This window comes from Stenotrophomonas sp. 112478_Sma (genome assembly GCF_056479905.1).
In genome coordinates this window covers 3,863,190-3,878,104 of record NZ_CM151072.1, presented here as the reverse complement: position 1 = coordinate 3,878,104, position 14,915 = coordinate 3,863,190, and the positions used below count along the sequence as shown (strand labels likewise).

The 14,915-nt window shown below is 68.4% G+C and carries 14 protein-coding genes; 8 read left to right on the top strand and 6 right to left on the bottom strand.

The window, feature by feature from the left end:
• Positions 1 to 10: 10 nt before the first annotated feature.
• Together aroQ and ACZK08_RS17645 are read right to left on the bottom strand one after the other, a co-directional pair.
• Entirely contained in the window at positions 11 to 454 is a 444-nt protein-coding gene (gene aroQ / locus ACZK08_RS17650) for a type II 3-dehydroquinate dehydratase (RefSeq protein WP_065181558.1), read from the bottom strand.
• Between the two features lie 232 nt (positions 455 to 686).
• Positions 687 to 1,421 carry a DOPA 4,5-dioxygenase family protein gene (locus ACZK08_RS17645; protein ID WP_065174419.1) on the bottom strand — a complete coding sequence of 245 codons (735 nt, stop codon included), beginning with the start codon at positions 1,419 to 1,421 and terminating at the stop codon, positions 687 to 689.
• A gap of 153 nt (positions 1,422 to 1,574) precedes the next feature.
• Here ACZK08_RS17645 and ACZK08_RS17640 point away from each other — a divergent pair, with 153 nt between their 5' ends.
• Positions 1,575 to 2,402: an isocitrate lyase/PEP mutase family protein gene (locus tag ACZK08_RS17640; RefSeq protein WP_065181559.1), complete on the top strand. Its 828-nt coding sequence runs from the start codon at positions 1,575 to 1,577 to the stop codon at positions 2,400 to 2,402.
• 64 nt (positions 2,403 to 2,466) lie between these two features.
• On the opposite strand, the gene ACZK08_RS17635 is transcribed toward ACZK08_RS17640, so the two are convergent.
• The gene (locus tag ACZK08_RS17635; RefSeq protein ID WP_081284364.1) at positions 2,467 to 4,515 is read right to left on the bottom strand and encodes a TonB-dependent receptor domain-containing protein; all 2,049 of its coding nucleotides are present in this window, start codon (positions 4,513 to 4,515) and stop codon (positions 2,467 to 2,469) included.
• 202 nt (positions 4,516 to 4,717) lie between these two features.
• Between ACZK08_RS17635 and ACZK08_RS17630 the strand changes: the two genes are divergently transcribed.
• Together ACZK08_RS17630 and ACZK08_RS17625 are read left to right on the top strand one after the other, a co-directional pair.
• Positions 4,718 to 5,314 carry an NAD(P)H-dependent oxidoreductase gene (locus ACZK08_RS17630; RefSeq protein ID WP_053515689.1) on the top strand — a complete coding sequence of 199 codons (597 nt, stop codon included), beginning with the start codon at positions 4,718 to 4,720 and terminating at the stop codon, positions 5,312 to 5,314.
• Between the two features lie 16 nt (positions 5,315 to 5,330).
• On the top strand, positions 5,331 to 5,924 hold the full coding sequence (locus ACZK08_RS17625; protein ID WP_053515691.1) for a TetR/AcrR family transcriptional regulator: 594 nt from the start codon (positions 5,331 to 5,333) through the stop codon (positions 5,922 to 5,924).
• Positions 5,925 to 5,937: 13 nt separating this feature from the next.
• Here ACZK08_RS17625 and ACZK08_RS17620 read toward each other — a convergent pair whose 3' ends face one another.
• A complete protein-coding gene (locus ACZK08_RS17620; RefSeq protein ID WP_065181560.1) occupies positions 5,938 to 6,726 on the bottom strand; it encodes a D-alanyl-D-alanine carboxypeptidase family protein in 789 nt (262 codons plus the stop codon).
• A gap of 120 nt (positions 6,727 to 6,846) precedes the next feature.
• Here ACZK08_RS17620 and ACZK08_RS17615 point away from each other — a divergent pair, with 120 nt between their 5' ends.
• From ACZK08_RS17615 to ACZK08_RS17605, 3 genes are all read left to right on the top strand, one after another.
• The gene (locus ACZK08_RS17615; protein ID WP_065181562.1) at positions 6,847 to 8,397 is read left to right on the top strand and encodes an alkaline phosphatase; all 1,551 of its coding nucleotides are present in this window, start codon (positions 6,847 to 6,849) and stop codon (positions 8,395 to 8,397) included.
• A gap of 61 nt (positions 8,398 to 8,458) precedes the next feature.
• Entirely contained in the window at positions 8,459 to 9,025 is a 567-nt protein-coding gene (locus tag ACZK08_RS17610; RefSeq protein ID WP_065181563.1) for a GIY-YIG nuclease family protein, read from the top strand.
• 315 nt (positions 9,026 to 9,340) lie between these two features.
• Complete coding sequence (locus ACZK08_RS17605; protein ID WP_065181565.1) at positions 9,341 to 10,237, top strand: LysR substrate-binding domain-containing protein; 897 nt, start codon at positions 9,341 to 9,343, stop codon at positions 10,235 to 10,237.
• 51 nt (positions 10,238 to 10,288) lie between these two features.
• Here ACZK08_RS17605 and ACZK08_RS17600 read toward each other — a convergent pair whose 3' ends face one another.
• The gene (locus tag ACZK08_RS17600) at positions 10,289 to 11,005 is read right to left on the bottom strand and encodes a transporter substrate-binding domain-containing protein (protein ID WP_065181625.1); all 717 of its coding nucleotides are present in this window, start codon (positions 11,003 to 11,005) and stop codon (positions 10,289 to 10,291) included.
• Between the two features lie 81 nt (positions 11,006 to 11,086).
• Here ACZK08_RS17600 and ACZK08_RS17595 point away from each other — a divergent pair, with 81 nt between their 5' ends.
• Positions 11,087 to 11,293: a VOC family protein gene (locus ACZK08_RS17595; protein WP_065181567.1), complete on the top strand. Its 207-nt coding sequence runs from the start codon at positions 11,087 to 11,089 to the stop codon at positions 11,291 to 11,293.
• A gap of 23 nt (positions 11,294 to 11,316) precedes the next feature.
• On the opposite strand, the gene ACZK08_RS17590 is transcribed toward ACZK08_RS17595, so the two are convergent.
• Complete coding sequence (locus tag ACZK08_RS17590; protein WP_065181569.1) at positions 11,317 to 12,156, bottom strand: arylamine N-acetyltransferase family protein; 840 nt, start codon at positions 12,154 to 12,156, stop codon at positions 11,317 to 11,319.
• Between the two features lie 203 nt (positions 12,157 to 12,359).
• Here ACZK08_RS17590 and ACZK08_RS17585 point away from each other — a divergent pair, with 203 nt between their 5' ends.
• On the top strand, positions 12,360 to 14,894 hold the full coding sequence (locus tag ACZK08_RS17585; protein WP_065181571.1) for a methyl-accepting chemotaxis protein: 2,535 nt from the start codon (positions 12,360 to 12,362) through the stop codon (positions 14,892 to 14,894).
• Positions 14,895 to 14,915: the final 21 nt, after the last annotated feature.

Below are 14,915 nucleotides of genomic sequence, written 5' to 3'. Positions count from 1 at the left end.
GGGTCGACAATCAGGTGGCGGACAGCCGCAGCAGCGCCGCGTCCATCGCGTAGCGGTAGCTGTCGGCGCCGAAGCCGCACACCACGCCGACCGCCTTGTCGCTGAAATAGCTGTGCTGGCGGAACGGTTCGCGGGCGTGCGGGTTGGACAGGTGGATTTCGATGAACGGCACGGCCACGGCCGCCAGCGCATCGCGCAGGGCGACCGAGGTGTGGGTGAACGCGGCCGGGTTGATCAGGATGAACGCCGTGCCGTCGGTGCGGGCGGCCTGTACGCGGTCCACCAGCGCGTGTTCGGCGTTGGACTGCACACTCTCCAGCACGTGCCCGGCGGCATCGGCCTGGCGGGCCAGCGCCTGGTTGATATCGGCCAGGGTGGTGTGACCGTAGACCTCCGGCTCGCGGGTACCGAGCAGGTTGAGGTTGGGGCCGTGCAGGACCAGCAGCTTCGCCATGGGATCCGATCGACTGGAAAGGGCGGCAGTCTGGCGGAAGCGGCCGATGCTGTCCAGTTCGGCGAAGTTTGCCGCGTTTCAATCGATTGTTTGAAATCGCTGGAAGCGCTTGTGCCCGTATGCCGGGCAGCGCCTCAAGGCGCGCTGAACGTGGCGACGGCTGCTGATACCCGCACGTACGCCGACGATGGCGGCCAGCCGCTCCTGTCCCGGCCAGGCCGGGCGGGTCTGCTCAGGTTTCCAGCGGCCGCGTCGGCACGACGTTGGGGAACACCTGTTCCAGCGGCTCCTGTTCGCCCGGCCGGGGCGCGGGCCAGTCGTAGGCGTTCACCGGCTGCGCGCGGTTCACCCACAGCGCGTAATGCAGGTGGTCGGCGCGCCCATCGCCGGTGTTGGGGTGGATGAGGATCGTCAGGCCCAGGCTGTTGAGCTGCAGCCATGGCACCACGACCGGCAGGAGATCGTTGGTGAAGCCGAAATAGAACGACGGAGTGACATGGGGGCCGCGTGGCTCCGGATTCCAGTTGCCCAGTTCCACCGGGAAGCGTTCCGCCACCCAGCGCCGGATCAGTGCGGCCTTGGCCGAGGTGTCCTCGTCGAAATAGATGTGGGCGTGGTAACTCTTGATGTCGGTGTAGGGGCGTGGGTGGGTCGGCAATGGCGATTCGCCCGGGCGTGTGCTGCGCGGTCGTGGGGTCGGTTCGCTGGCGGTGTCCTGTCCCCAGGGACTGCGGCCCTGCGCCGGCGGCGGGACGATCGCCTGGAATCCGGGACGCCCCGGTGCGGTCGTGTTCGCCACCTCTCGGGCCGGTGTTGCGGCGGCCGGACGCGTGGCGCCGGCCAGGCCACCTGCGGCCAAGCCGGCCGATGCGATCAGGCGGCGCCGGCTGGGTGAGAACGGCGCGGCCTGGTGTGCATCGGTGTCGTCGCCAGCAATGGCGTCAGAAGAATGCGGTGAGCGCGGCATGGTTGTTTCCGTGGACGGCGGACCGTCACCGTCGGACGGATGCGGGGGCCGCGTCCAATGATCCGGTGGCATCACCTGATGCTGCGCCGCAGGTGCGTTGAGTCCTGTGCGCGGCCCGGATAGGGTGGTCAGCTCACCGCACGGATACCCGCCATGAACAGCGCAGATGCCACCACTGCCCGCAGACGTGCCACGTTCCGGCAGTTGCATGCGCAGGGCTGCTTCGTATTGCCCAATCCGTGGGACATCGGCAGCGCGCGCTACCTGCAGCGGCAGGGCTTCCTGGCATTGGCCACCACCAGCGCGGGGTGTGCATGGAGCGAAGGTCGCCCCGATGGTGCGGTATCGCTGCAGGCGACGCTTGACCACCTGCGGCTGATGGTGGCCGCCACCGACCTGCCGGTGAACGCAGACTTCGGCGATGGCTTCGGCGCCACGCCACAGGACGTGGCTGAGGCCGTGACGGCGGCCCTGGATACGGGCATCGCCGCTCTGTCGATTGAAGATGCCAGCGGTCTGGCCGACGCGCCGCTGCGCCCGCTGGAGGAGGCCGTGCAACGCCTGCGTGCGGCGCGTGCGGCCATCGATCGCGCCGCGGCCGATGTGCTGCTGGTGGGCCGGGCGGAAAACTTCTTCGTGGGCGTACCGGATCTGGAAGACACGCTGCAGCGCCTGCGTGCCTACGCGGCCGCAGGTGCCGATGTGTTGTACGCACCGGGCATCACCACGGCCGGACAGATCCAGGCGGTGGTGGCCGCGGCCGGCGGCAAGCCGGTGAACCTGCTGGTGGGCGGACCGACGTCACTGACGCTGCAGGACATCGCTGCGATGGGGGTACGCCGGGTCAGCCTGGGCGGGGCGTTGGCCCGTGCGGCGTGGGGGGGATTGATGCGGGCCACCGATCCCATCCAGCAGGAAGGCCGCTTTGATGGCCTGCAGGCGGCAGCATCGGGTGCGGCGCTGAACGCGCTGTTCCGCTGAGGCAGGGCCGCGGATGCACGGCAGGATCCCTTCGCTGCGCGAAGGGATCCGAGCCAGTGCTGCATCAGAACCGTGCGGTGGCGCCCACGAAGAAGGTGCGCGCGCCGCCGTCGTAGTTGTTGCCTTCGTCGATGGTGGACACGTCGCCTACGTTCAGGACGCCGGCACGCAGGGTCAGGTTCTCGTTCACGTCGAAGCCGGTCACCAGATCCCAGGTGGTGTACGCCTTGGCGAAGGTGGCGCTGGTGGCCGATACCAGTTGCTTGCCGATGTGCTGCGCACTGGCATTCAACGACCAGGCATCGGTCACCTGCCATTCCAGCGAGGTGTTGGCGGTCAGCTCCGGTACTACCAGCAGGGTGGCGCCGGTGGTGCGGTTCTTCGATTCCAGCATGCGCGTGGCGTGGGTGGTCCAGTTCAGGCGTTCGTGCAGCGGCACGGTCACGCTGGCTTCCACACCGCGGGTGCGTGCCTTCTGGATGTTCTGTGCCACCGTCCACCAGTAGCCGTTGACGAAGCTGGTGGTCTGGCCGGGGATCTGGCTCAGCGGCACCTGTTCGATCTTGTCGTCGAAGTTGGTCAGGAAGTAGGTGGCCGAGGCCGACCAGCCCTCGCGGTCGAAGCCCACGCCCAGCTCGTAGTTGGTGCTGGTCTCCGGTTCCAGGTTGGGGTTGCCGGCCATGTAGCAGCCGCGCGTGCCGTCGGCATTCACCGAACGGCTGCTCCAGCCTTCGGCGGTCAGGGCACGGCAGCCGTTGCCGCCGGACTGGGTCGCAGCGCCGGCCGTTCCCTGCTTCAGGTTGGGGGCACGGAAGCCCTTGGAAATGCCACCGCGCACGGTCCATGCGTCGGCCGGGTGCCAGACGCCGTAGATGCGCGGGCTCAGGTTGTCATCGTAGTTTTCCGTGTTGTCCCAGCGCAGGCCCAGGGTCAGCACGAAGCGCTCGTGCAGGGTGAGGTGGTCCTCGGCGAACAGCGCCCAGGAGTCGGCCTCGCTGGTCGGGCTGATGCGGCCGCTGCCCGTCCAGGTGACCGGAACGGTACCGATGGTGTCGCTGTTCTCCAACTCCTCGCGCTTCCACTGCCCGCCCACATTCAGGCTGTGCTCGACGCCCCAGTGGAAGCCGGTGTTGAAGGCGGTATCGAACACCGTTTCCTTCGAACGGTTGCCGACGTCGCTGCCCTTGTCTTCGTATTCGTTCTGCACCAGCGTGGTCTTCGACGTGGTGGCGTCGCTGTAGGTGCCGTCATGGCGGATCACGTAGCCGGTCTGCACCAGCTTGGACAGCCCCCAGCTGTTGACCTGGCCGGCCCCGCTGTTGCGCTGCGTTCCGCGCGAGGCCTCCACGCCCACGACGTGGCTGTCGCTGATGCGCCAGTTGAACAGCACGTTGGCGTTCGCTGCCTTGTTGCCCGGTGTCTGCCGCGCGCCGCGGTCAGATTCGCGGTCAGTGACGTTGGCGCCGATGCGCACGCCCAGGTTGTCGGTCAGCGGGCCACTGAACAGCGCTCCCATCTGCGTGGTGTTGCCGCGGGTGTCCGAATCGGGCTTGCTGTAGTTGAAGGTGGCCGAGCCGCCCCAGTGGTCGGCGATCTTGCGGGTGATGATGTTGATCACACCCCCCATCGCGTCCGATCCGTACAGCGAGGACATCGGGCCGCGCACCACTTCGATGCGTTCGATCATGTCCGGCGACAGCCAGTTCAGATCCTGCGGGCCCAGGTCATCACGATAGTTCACGCCGGCCGAGCTGCCCTGGCGGCGGCCATCGATCAGGATCAGTGTGTACTGCTCGGGCAGGCCGCGCAGCCGGATCTTCGACTGCGCACCGGACAGCGCGTAACCGCCGGTCACGCCGGGCACGGTGCTCAGCAGCTGGCCGATGCTGCTGACCGGCTTGCGCTCGATGTCCTCGCGGGTGATCACGCTGATGCTGGCGGGGGCATCCCGGATCCATTGCTGGGCGCCGGTGGCGGTGACCACCACGGTGTCCATCTGCTTGGCGGCGGCATCGGCTGACGCCTCGGCGTGGGCCTGGGAGGCGAGGGCAAGGCCGATGGCCACGGCCAGCGTGGCAACGGAACGACGGGACTTCAGACTGGCATGCAACATCGCGCGGTACTCCGGGTGAGGGGTCCACTGGCGATGGCTGGGACGTCCGTGTGGGGTTTCAGATCTCCTTAACAATCGTATCACGAATCATTTGCATTTGACTTGAGGCGATACAGAACGCCAGAAACAGTGTCCTGCTGGCAGTGCTGATCGGGCTGGGTTCGCTAGTTACCATTAGTAACTAATCTCCAAGGAGTTGCCCATGCACAGCCTGATTGTTGTTGCCCATCCCGATCCTGCCTCGCTGACCCACGCGGTAGCCGCTCGCATCGCGCAGGCCATCGCCGATGCCGATGAGAGCAATACCACCGCCATGGCCGATCTGATGGCCGAAGGCTTCGACCCGCGCTTCAACGGGCAGGACCAGGCCCTGTTCCGCGGCATCGCGCCGCCACCGGCCGATGTGGCGGCCGAGCACGCACGGCTGGATGCGACCGACACGCTGGTGCTGGTCTACCCGCTCTACTGGTGGTCGTTCCCGGCGCTGCTGAAGGGCTGGATCGATCGCGTTTTCACCCAGGGCTGGGCCTACGCCGAGGGTGCCGATGGAAAAGTGGAGAAGCGGCTGCAGCGGCTGCAGGTGCATCTGGTCGGCATCGGGGGTGCCGATGCCGCGATGATTGAACGCCGTGGCTATGGCGCGGCCATGAACACGCAGATCGACATGGGCATCTTCGATTACTGCGGCGCGCGCGTGCTGTCCTCCACCCTGCTGCTGGAGGCGGACACCGGGGCGGCCGCGGCGCATCTGCAGACCGCGATGGAGATCGGCCGTAAAATCGGACATCCAACGAGCTGACAGCCGTGTTCCGCCGATGCCTGCCACCGACACCCCCACGCGTCGCCGACTGACCCGCGAGCAGCGGGCCCGCCAGCTGCTGGATGTCGCATGGGCGCTGGTAGGCGCCGAAGGCACCGATGCCTTGACCCTGGGGCGCCTGGCCGAAGCGGCGGGCGTGACCAAGCCGGTGGCCTACGATCACTTCGTGACGCGCAACGGCCTGCTGGCGGCGCTCTACCATGACTACGACCAGCGGCAGACGCTCATTTTCAATGACCGTATCGCCGCGGCGCCGGCAGAACTGACCGCGCGCGCAGCGGCCATCGCGTCCGGTTACATCGACTGCGTGCTGAGCCAGGGCAGCGACGTGCAGAGCATCCTCGCAGCGCTGGTCGGCGCGCCGGAGCTGCGCGAGGTGCGTCACTGCTACCAGCAGGAGTTCATCGACAACTGCGCGGACTGGCTGGGCCCGTTCGCCGGTGACGGCCAGGTACCGGTGGAGGGGCGCTGGGCGATCCTCGGCGCTGCCGAAGCGCTGTCCGAAGCGGTGGCCAATGGCGCGATCGGCAAAGCCGACGCGGAACGCGAACTGCAGCGGGTGATCGTATCCACCGTTGTACGGGACTGACTGCCCGCGCAGCTCAGGCTTCTGCGACGGTGTCGCCGGCCAACGCGGCGAATCCACTGGCAAGATGCCTGCGCACCCGCGCATCGCGTGCTTCGCGGTCTTCCGAGCCAAGCACCACGGTGATCAATCGCACCGGCTGCGCGTGTCCGGCGATGGGGCGGCGCGCCGTAGCCGCCAGGCAGAACCCGGCCGCGCGGGTATAGCCGGTCTTCAGGCCGTCCACACCTTCATCGGCGAGCAGTGCGTTCTGGTTGCTGCGGCTGAACGTCCCGTGCGCGAACGCCGGCTGTGCGGTGATGGCCAGCACCTGCGGATGATCTGCCAGCAGGCGGCCCGCCAGCACCGCCATGTCGCGTGCGCTGGATACGTGCCGCGGCGTGGTGATGCCGGACACCGACGCGAACCAGGTACTGCCCAGGCCGAGACGCCGCGCCAGCGCGTTCATGTGCTGCAGGTACGCCGCCTGCGAGCCGTGCAGATGGCGGGCAAGCACAAGGGCCGCGTCGTTGCCCGATACCACCAGCATGCCCTGCAGCAGCCGGCCCAGCGTGACCGTTTCGCCGGGCACCAGGCCCATGCGCGTTTCATCGTCAGCAACCGCGTGCACGTCCTCGGCGGCAACGGTCACCGGCATCTCCCAAGCGGCGGCGCTGGATGCGACCTGTTCGTAGGCTGCGTACGCGGTCATCAGTTTGGTCAGTGAAGCAGGCGGACGCTGCAGGTCGGCGTTCTCCTGGTGGATGACCGCGAAGCTGCCGGCATCCAGGGTGATCGAGGAGACCGGGGGACGTGGAGACGGCATGGTGGCGCGGCAGGGGAGACGTTCCACAGGATACCGCTGCCACGATGCGTGAATCTGCAATATTGCAATGATATAACGTCGCGCATTCCGGGCCGCCTGCCCGACCCCACAGGATGCACGATGACCGCACACACGCCGCGCCGTTGGCTCTACCCTTCGATTCTGGCCGCGCTGGCAGCCCTCGCCGGCTGCCAGCCGGCACCGCGTGCGCAGGCGCCGGTGGCGACCGGCGGCTACCCGCACAACGTGATCGTGATGATCAACGACGGCGCGGGCTGGGGAACCTGGGATGCCGCCGCGTACTGGCAGTATGGCAGTCGCGAAGGCGCTCCGTACGCGCACTTCCCGCAGCGCCTTGCGGTGGCCACGTTCCCGCTCAACGCCAGCAGCCAGCCCACGCACGATTCGGCGCAGACGCTCGGCTACGACGCCGCGAAAGCATGGGATGCCACCCCGGTACCGGCAGCGGATCTTCCGTTCGCCGGTTATCAGTACCTGGCCGCGGTGGCGACCGACAGCGCCGCGGCGGGCACGGCGTTGTCGTCGGGCATCAAGACGTACAACAACGCCATCAACGTCAACAACGACGGCGTCGCGGTAGAGTTCAACACCCTGCGCGCCAAGCGCCTGGGCATGGCAACCGGTGTGGTCACCTCGGTGCCGTTCTCGCACGCGACACCGGCCGCGTTCGCCGCGCAGAACGCGTCGCGCAACAACTACCATGCCATCGCCCACCAGATGCTGGCGCAGGGCCACATGGACCTGGTCATGGGAACCGGCGGCCCCGGCTACAGCGTCGATGGCCGCGCCTGCGATGACGATGCAGGCGCAGTGAAGGAAGAAGGTTGCGCGAACCCCTGGGAGTGGGTGTCGCAGCAGGACTGGCAGCAGCTGGAAGCAGGCACCCCCATCGCTGGCAATCCTGCCGGACCGTGGCGGTTGATCCGCAGCAGGGAAGCGTTCGCTGCGCTTGCACAGGGGAGGGTGCAAGCCGACCGCCCGTTGATCGGCGTACCGCGTGTGGCCAGCACCCTGCAGCAGGCGCGTCAGCTGCAGGTCTTGGGCAGGGATGAGACCACTCCCTCCGGCGTGAGGAAGATCGACAGCGTGCCGGACCTGGCGACCATGACCCGCGGCGCCCTGCAGTTCCTGCAGCAGCGCTCGTCCAAGGGCCTGTTCCTGATGGTGGAAGGCGGGGCCACCGACTGGGCCGCGCATACCAGCGCGTGCGGCACGGAATGGCATTACGGCCAGTGCGGCGACCAGCCGCAGTACGGCCGCCTGATCGAAGAGACGGTCGAGTTCAACGATGCGGTATCGGCGGTGGTGGCGTGGATCGAGCGCAACGGCGGATGGCAGCGCAATCTGCTGATCGTCACCACCGACCACGACAACAGCATGCCGATGGGCCCCGACGCGCAGCAGGTGGCGTTCGAGCCGGTGCGCAACAACGGGCGCGGGCGGATGCCGGGGATGAGCTTCCGCCCCACCGGCAATCATTCCAATGCACTGGTACCGCTGTGGGCCAAGGGCGCCGGCGCCGAGCGGCTCACCGCCCGCGTGCGCGGCATCGACGCCGGTTACCGCCAGCATGTGCGGTGGAATGATGGCAGCTACATCGACAACACCGACGTGGCTGCCGCAGTGGAGGACGTGCTGCAGCGGCCGTGACCCGAACGGCGCACGGTTCGGCCCGGTTGCCATCGCGTCCGAAGCGATGCAGCCTGCGCCGATGGAACCGCAGATCCGCATCGATGGTCGTGTCTTCGCCTACGTCTTTCCCTGCGCCTGGGAGGATTACGCCAAGATCGGCTTCTCGCGTGACCCGCTCGGTCGCATCAGCGCACTGCATCGGCGCTGGTTCGAGTTCTTCGATCTGTGCGCCGGGGCGCTGGTGGAGGCGGAAACCGAGCGCGATGCGCGTGACCTGGAGCTGGAGCTGCGTGCCCCCTTCCGAGCCCATCGCGCGCCGGCACCGATGACCGTGCAGGACAAGGCCGGCGGACGCACCGAATGGGTGCGTGGCGCGAACCAGGCCCTGTCCGATGCTGTGCGTACGCTGGATGGGCGCGGATATCGGACCTTCCCGCTGCGCCCCTGGCTGCGCGCCGCCATGGTCCAGCGGCTGGATCGCCTGCATGACTGGGCCGCCCTGCAGCTGCCGGAAGAGGAAAGCCTGCGCATGCCGGGCAGCCCCGGACCGGCGGTGCTGCGCGATACTCTCGATGGCTATCGCGCGCTGGACATCGACCCGCTGCCATCGCTGCCGCCCCATGTGCAGGCCTGGTACGGGCATTAGCGCCCCGGCCCCGGTAAGCCCGCCGCTGCCTCGCTCAGCGCGGGGCGGAGCAGGTGGGGCAAGGCACCTGCACCGCAGCTGGACGGTCGAGGTGTGTGCTCCGGTACGGCTTTGCGGGTACCCCGGTCGTGCTGGCTACCGGCGTGGCCAACTGGCGCGCCAGCTCGGCGCTTGCGATGTGACCGTGCAGGAACAACAGACTGCTGAAGATGTTCATGATCGTCGCTCCACTTGAGTGGATTGAACGATACGGGCAGCATGAGGACGTAAAAAGCGACATTTCCGCAAGCTTGACTTGAACAGGATTCAAGCCTCATGTCCCGCCCACCCCTCCATGCCCTGCAGGGTTTCGTGGCTGCCGCGCGCCTGGGCAACCTGTCACGCGCCGCGGCGTCGATGAACCTGACCGTCAGCGCGCTCAGCCACCAGATGCGGCAGCTCGAAGAACGCCTCGGCCAGCCGCTGCTGGTCCGCCAGGCGCGCGGGGTCGCACTGACCCTGGAGGGCCAGCGCCTGCTCGATCGGGTCGGGCCGCACCTGGATGCAATCAACGAGGTGTTCCAGCGCTACGCCGCGCGCGCCGAACATGTGCTGACGATCAGCGCCGTACCGTCGATGGCCTCCGCATGGCTGGTGCCACGGCTGGGTCTTTTCGTCGCCGCACACCCGCAGATCGAGATCAACCTGCAGTCCAGCGAACGCCTTGTCGATTTCGATCGGCAGCTGCAGTTCGACGCGGCCTTGCGCGTAGGCGGCGGGCAATGGGCCGGGCTGGTGGTCGAGCGGCTGTTCGATGAGTGGCTGGTGCCGATGGCCAGCCCGGCGCTGATCGCGCGGATGGGCGGCATCGACCGTGCTCCACTGGCGCAGTGGCCGCTGCTGGGCGATCCGGATGGCGCATGGGCCGCGTGGTTTGCCCTGATCGGGCAGAGCCCCCCTTCGCGGTTCGTGGCGGTGCTCGACGATTCGGAAGCGCATCACCGTGCAGCGCTCGATGGCGTCGGTGTGGCCCTGGGCCGGCTGACGCGCGCGCGCCTGCTGCTGGATTCGGGCCAGCTGGTCGCGCTGTCGGAGCAGCGGCTGAAAACGGCCTGGCCGCACTGGCTGGTGTATCCGCAGCGCTCGGCGCGCCACCGTGGATTCCTCGCTTTCCGTGAGTGGTTGCATGCGCAGGCCAGCGAGCATGCGCGGCACATGGAGACGCAGGGCTGATCCGGCCCGGCGCACGCAGCCACCTGCCGCGTGCTGCGGGCCACCGCTGCGTCATCGCACCAGGGTGACCGCCTGTCCGGAACGTGCGAAAGCGTCCTCGAGCAGGGGCCCTGCCTTGATCGCCTCGACCTCGTCGAACAGGGCCCGCAGGGCGGCAGCGGGGCGCGCTGCAGGTGCGGCCACGGCCTGCTGGATCGCAGTGAAGCGGTCGGCGAGCACGCGGTGTCCCGGATGCTGCAGTGCCCAGGCCTGCAGTGGCTGGCGCACGCCAGCGGCGGCATCCAGGCGCCGTACGTCAAACAGATCGATGGCCGTCGCCGACGTGTCGGCACGCTCGATCGTGGCGTGCCGCAGTTCCCGGCTCAGGAACAGATCGTAGGCGGCACCGCGGCCAACGGCGATACGCAGCCCATCGCGATCCAGATCGGCCACCTGCCGCGCGGGACTGTCCTCGCGCACCAGGTAGGTTCCTTCGATCTCCACATACGGTGCACTGAAGGCGATGCGGCCGGCACGTGCCGGATCGATGGCGAGAAAGGCCAGGTCCCATGCGTCGTCGGCTGCCGCCGCGACCACCGATGCGGCCGCATCGTGACAGGTGAATCGCGCCTGCACGCCCATCCGCTGCGCCAGCGCGGTGGCCAGCTCCACCGAGGGGCCGCGCGGCGATCGTGCGTCGCCCTGCGCAAGGACCGGATTCCCCAGATTGATGGCGACGCGCAGATGGCCCAGTGGCGCCAGTGCACTTCGGTGATCGGCCAGGGTCATGCAGCGCTCCGCGAAGGGTGGGCAGGCCAGCATGCCCGCAACGATGCGCACGGAATGTCAGGGCGGCGCCATCCTGCGACGATGAACCCCATCGCGCATGTCGAGATTCCGGCCAGCGACCTGGCTCGCGCCATCGCCTTCTACCAGCAGTGGCTGCAGGTGCGCATCGATGCGCCGGTCCAGCTGCACGGCTGCCGCGGCCCGGCAGATGCCGGCCACTGGCGGGTGGCCGAGATCTGCGACAGCGAGGGCAACCGCATTGCGCTGCAGGCGCCGGTGACGTTGTAACCCGGGCACCGTGCCGCGCGGTGCTACCGTGATGCGGCGTGCGAGCGCTGCAGCCAATCGGTGATCGCCGGGTCGAGCCGCGCATCGTCCGGCACGCGCAGGCCGAATGCCGACTGCAGGACGTCGCGCACGTCGGCGGCATCGCGCAGCGGACGCTTGAGCGGCGCCTGCCCGGGGCGGTACTCGGTGTAGTTGCCACTGCCGATGGTGCGCCGCCAGTCCGGGCCGGCCAGTGACGCGCGCAGCTGGCCGGGGAAACCCGAATCCGGGTGCGTGCACACGTACCAGTTGGCCACCACGTTGTCGATCGGCGCTGGCGGCCGCAGGTCGAAGCGGTACATCGCCCGCCATGCGTCGCCCGCCTGGGCGGAAAGCACGAAGTCGTCCTCACCCGCCAGCTGCTGCAGCTGGAAAGACTCGTGCGGCGTGGCCTGCGGCGCCGTTTCGTACAGCCGCAGCGGCACCGTCGGCGTCAGGCCACCGAAGCCGGCATCGACCAGCCAGTCCTCTCCCTCCACGTGCACGCGCAGCAGCAGGTGGGTACGCGCCGTCGGGGCATTGTCCTGTGCCGCCAGCAGCACGCGCGCGCTCAGCGGCTGTGCGTCGAAGCCCACTGCCTGCAGGAGCGCCAGCAGGCCGCCGTTGAGTTCAAAGCAGTAACCGCCGCGCTGCTGGTCGAGCAGCTTGTGCTGCACGCTGTCCAGATCGATCGGCACCGCGTCGCGCAGCAGGCTGCTGAGGGTTTCAAAGGGGAGCAGGGCGTTGTGGCGCTGCACCAGCAGGGTCAGTCCGGCAAGGTCCAGCGACGGCGGAGCATCCAGTTGCAGGCGCTGCAGATAACGGGGGACGTCGAGCGGGGTCATGGCGAGGGCGGCAGGTGGGAAGAATCCCACTGTGCAACCGCAACCGGGGTTGAGGTCAAGCGCGGGCGCCGTGTCACGTCTCCGTCGCCTGGGGCCGGTACAAAGAGCGCAACCGGCACGGTGCGTGCCACAGCGTCGGCAATGTGCCTAAAGTTGTCGCCGGTCAGGCCGATACAGGTGCGTCCTTCCGCCTGGAGTCTGTGATGTCGGCCGTCGTCCCCCTTCGGTTCCTGCGCACCCGTCTCATCGCGATGCGCTCGGCGCTTCCACGCCTGCTGGTCTGGCTGCAGCCGCATCGGCTCAGCGTGGCCAACAAACTCAAGGCCACCCTGCTGGTCTGCGGCGCGGGCCTGGTGGCGATCGCCGCCGTCCATGCCTGGACCGGCCATGCCAGCAGTCAGGCCGCACGCAGCCAGGCCAGTTACCAGCGTGGCAGCGATCTGGCCGCACGCCTGGCGACACGGGTGGCGGAGGCGCGTCGCCTGCAGACCCAGTATGCACGCAGTTTCGACGATGCCGACCGCAGCCAGCTGCAGGCGGCCCAGCAGGCACTGCAGGTCGATCTGAAGGCGCTCAGGGCGATGCCGATGGATGCCGGTCGCCGCAAGGCATTGCAGGCGCTCACCGAGGCCGCCGAGGGATTCTCGCAGGGAGTGGCCGCGCTGTTCGAACGTGTGGACGAGATGGGGCGTGGTGATGCGGGCCTGGCTGCACAGCTGCAGCAGGCCGCCGATGCCCTGCAGCAGCGGGTGGATGGCCTGGACCGGCCGGCACTGGCGCTGCACCTGCAGAAGATGCGGCGCCAGGAAGCGCTGCTGCTGCTCGATGGCGATTCGACTCATGCCGACCGCGCCAGCGAAGAGAAGCTGCCGTTCGATCTGGCGCTGGCGGGGTTGCCGCCCGACGTGCAGGAGGCCCTCCGCACCGGCATGGACGCCTATCAGTCGGCACTGCTTGGCTATACCGCTGCCCGCGTCGGCCTTGATGTGGAGACGCAATCGCTGCTGGAGACGGCTGCCGGCGTGGCGCCTGCGCTCGCCGCCTTCCAGCAGGCACAGGTGAATGCGCTGGCCCTGGCGCAGGCGCGGCAGCAGGCCGGTGCACGCACCATGAGCGTGCTGTTCGCCCTCACCCTGCTGCTGGTGGCCGGCGTGCTGATCACCAGCCTGCTGCTGGTGCTGCGCGCGGTGCGCAGGCCGATCCAGGACACCCTGCGGTTCGCCAGCGACATCGCCGATGACCGGCTCGATACCACGTTGCGCGTGCACAACGCCAACGACGAGATCGGCCAGCTGGCACAGCGCCTGGTGGACATGCAGCAGCGGCTGCGTGCGCGCATCGAGACCGAGCGTGCGATGGCCCGTGGCAACACGCGCGTACGCCAGGCCCTGGACTGCGCGCAGACCGGGCTGATGGTGGTCGATGCCGAAGGCCAGGTGGCCTACGCCAATCCTGCGTTGCGGCACGTGCTGGGCCTGCAGGCCGACGCGCTGGTCGGCACTGACGCGCGGGACCTGCATCCGGCCCTGGCCAGCCTGGTAGACGCGCGCCACCGCCAGGAGCGGGAAATCAGTCATGCCGGTGTGCGCTATCAGTTGATCGCCAATGCCATCGTCGATGACGACCAGTTCCTGGGCGTGGCGCTGGAGTGGCGCAGCCGTGCGCTGGAAACGCTGCTGGAGACCGAGGTGGCGGCACTGGTCGACGCTGCCGCGCAGGGTGACCTGCACGGGCGCATTTCGCTGCAGGGCAAGCACGGTTTCGTGCATACGCTGTCCACCAGCATCAACCGCCTGCTGTCCACCTTTGAAACCAACCTGGGGGACCTGCAGGCATTGCTGGCGGCGTTGGCCCGTGGGGATCTCAGCGTGCGCATGGAAGGTGAGCTGCAGGGCGTGTTCGCACGCATGCGCGACGACGCCAATGCAACCGTCGCACAGCTCGGCCGCATCGTGACCCGCATCCAGCGCGCCGCCGCCAGCCTCGACAGCGGTGTCGGTGAAATCGTTGCCGGCCATCACGACCTCTCGCAGCGTACCGAGCAGCAGGCGGCCAATCTGGAAGAGACCGCAGCCTCGATGCATGAGCTGACCGACACCGTCGGCCGCAACGCCGACGCCGCCGGACGTGCCGACGCGCTGGTGCAGGGGGCTGCAGCGGTTGCACAGCGGGGTGGGGTGGCCGTCGGTCAGGTGGTGGAGACCATGCAGGGCATCAGTGAAGCATCGCACCGCATCGGGGACATCACCCAGTTGATCGACGGCATCGCATTCCAGACCAACATCCTTGCGCTCAACGCCGCCGTGGAGGCTGCGCGTGCCGGAGAGCAGGGCCGCAGTTTCGCGGTGGTGGCGGCGGAAGTGCGTCTGCTCGCGCAGCGCAGTGCCGAGGCAGCCAGGCAGATCAAGGCGCTGATCGAGGATTCCGTGGCACGCGTCGGCCAGGGCAGCGTGCAGGCCGCGCAGGCGGGCACCACCATGGACGAGATCGTCGGCAGCGTGCAGCAGCTGGCGGACCTGCTCGCCGGCATCCGCAGCGCCTCGCAGGATCAGCACGCGGGCATCGCCCAGGTGAACCACGCCATCGTGCAGATGGAGGCCAGTACCCAGCGCAACGCCAGCCTGGTGGAAGAAGCCGGCTCGTCGACCGCGCAGATGCAGGCGCAGGTGCGCGCGCTGGCCGAAGCCGTGTCCGCGTTCCGCCTGCAGCCGGACCGTCAGGCCCGCGCGGCGGCGTGATCGCGTCCGCCGCCGGGTCCA